We start from the raw sequence: 2,443 nt of genomic DNA on the forward strand, positions 1-2,443 counted from the left end.
TCGCCGCCGCCGGCGCGCGAGGCCAGCCGCGAGCGGTCCACGGCCATGTACGCGAACTCCTGCGCCACGAAGTAGCCGGTGGCGGCCGTGATGGCCAGCACAACGAGCACGCCGAGCAGCAGCGTGAGCACCCACATCAGGACCTGCACCCCCTCGCCGGCTGATCGTCGCGCGACGTGCGGGGGTTCGTACTGTCGGCGTCCATGACTCTTTCGGGTGGGCGGCAGGCCCACTGCACAACGCGCACCGGAGTCAGCGAGTTCCCGCCAGGCGGGGCGATCCTGCGCCGTGGTGGGTGATCACCGGCGGGTCGTGGCGCCATGGGAGGCGGCCCACCCGTAGACCGTTGTGGCCGTGAGCAGGACCAGCGCCACCACGCTCGCAGAGCAGCCCCCTCGATCACCGCACGCCCGACGGACGCACGACGCCGCCGTGCCAGCACACTCAGGCAACTGGTCACCCACGCAGCCGCTCGATCTGCCGAGGAGATGGCCCACGGGTCGCCGTAACCCCTCCTGCGGCGGAGGCTGAGGTAGTGAAGCACCACCCCCCGACTTCCTGGTCCGAGTTGGTCGTCGCCCAGCCGGCGCCGCCCGAGGGTCACGTCGCGCCGGTGAGCCCACCGCAAGCTGCCCAAGTCAACACCCGGCTCCACAACGGCCTCAAGGCCACCTTGGACGTAGAGATCGTCGCACGCGCACCAGGCCTGGTGCGGATCGCGCAGAACAGGGGCACAGGTCGCCCCTGGCTTGCGTGGATCCCCGAGGGTGATGTGCAGCACCGGGCCGGACCCGACCTCGACCACGGCACAGCGCCCGACGCAGCAGACCTCCCGCAGCCGTGGCCGCCCGCCGAGTGAGCAGACGCCAGAGAATCGGCCGTGCGGAACGCTCCCCCCGCGTCGGCGGAACTGCTCTCGACGCACGAGTTGCTTCCCGGCACATCCCCGACCGCCGAAATCGCTCCTGCGAAGTCAACCTCACGTCGCCCGGGCCCACCGACTGCCCGCCACCGCGCCACCGGCGGGTGATGATGGAGGGGTGACCTCCACGCGCAGCCCTGCCGCTGTGCGCCCTGCCGTCGACGCGCCGGCGCCCGGGCGCAGGGCCACGCTGCAGCTCGCGGTCCTCGTCCTCGCGGGCGTCGCTGCGGTGCTGCTCGGGGCGCGCTTTTCCGGGGCGTCGTTGCCGGCCGTCCTCGCGGACCCCGGCGCGTTTGTGCGCTGGGGCCTACCGGTCAGCACGACGTTGACCGAGCTCGCCGGCTCGCTCACGCTCGGGTCGCTTGTGCTCGCGGTCGCCGTGCTCCCGCTACGGGCGCGCGCCGCGGCCCCCGGACCCCGCACCTCGCCCGCCGCCTACGCGCGCAGCCTCATGCTCGCCGCCGTCGCGGCCGGCACGTGGACGGTCCTGTCCGTGGCGGGGCTGGTGCTGCGCTACGCGAGCGTGTCCGGGCGCCCGCTCAGCTCGTCGACGTTCGGCGAGGAGCTCGGCGTCTACGTCACGCAGGTCGAGCTCGGGCGCGACCAGCTCGGCATCGTGGTGGTCGCCGCGGTGGTCACGGCGCTCGCGCTCGTCGTGCAGACTCCCACGGGCGCGGCCTGGTGCGCCGGGCTGACCGTCGTCGCGCTGTGGCAGCAGGCCCAGGGTGGCCACGCGGCCGGCGCGACGAGCCACGACCTCGCGACGAGCTCGATGTTCCTGCACCTCGTCGGCGCGGCCGTCTGGATCGGGGCGCTCGCCGCGCTCGCCGTGCTCGCCGGGCGGCTCGGCGACGACCTGCGGCCCAGCGTCACGCGGTACTCGAGCATCGCCGGCTGGTGCTTCGTGCTCGTCGCCGTCTCGGGCCTGGTCAACGCCATCATCCGGCTCGGCGGCCTCGACGGGCTCGGCACCCGGTACGGCGTCCTCGTCCTGGTGAAGGCGGCGCTGTTCGTCGTCCTCGGCCTGCTCGGCGTCGCGCACCGGCGCGCGGCGCTGCCCCGGCTCGCCGCCGCCCCCGGGCCGGGAGCGGGGTGGCTGTTCTGGCGCCTCGTGGCCGTCGAGCTCGCTGTCATGGGCGCCGTCTCGGGCGTCGCCGTCGCGCTGTCGTCGACCGCCCCGCCCGTCCCGCAGGACCCGCCGACGAGCCCGACGCCCGCCGAGATCGTGACGGGCCACGCGCTGCCGCCCGAGCCGACGCTGCTGCGCTGGTTCACCGAGTGGCGCTGGGACCTGCTGTTCGCCAGCGCAGCGGTCGCGGGGATCGTGGTCTACGTGCGGTGGGTCCGGCGGCTGCGCCGGCGCGGCGACACGTGGCCGTGGCAGCGGACCGCGATGTGGGTCACGGGGCTCACGATCTTCTTCTGGACCACGTCGGGCGGCCCCGCGATGTACGGGCACGTGCTGTTCAGCGCGCACATGGTCCAGCACATGGTGCTCGCCATGGTGATCCCGCTGCTCCT

Annotated in this window: 1 protein-coding gene; it reads left to right on the forward strand. The window is 74.0% G+C overall.

Annotated features, from left to right (window positions below):
• Positions 1 to 1,040: 1,040 nt before the first annotated feature.
• Positions 1,041 to 2,443 (forward strand): cytochrome c oxidase assembly protein (locus AB6N24_RS22990; RefSeq protein ID WP_412871678.1); only part of this gene is annotated, 1,403 nt, incomplete at its 3' end.

Source organism: Cellulomonas jepli (assembly GCF_047229345.1).
GTDB lineage: Bacteria > Actinomycetota > Actinomycetes > Actinomycetales > Cellulomonadaceae > Cellulomonas_A.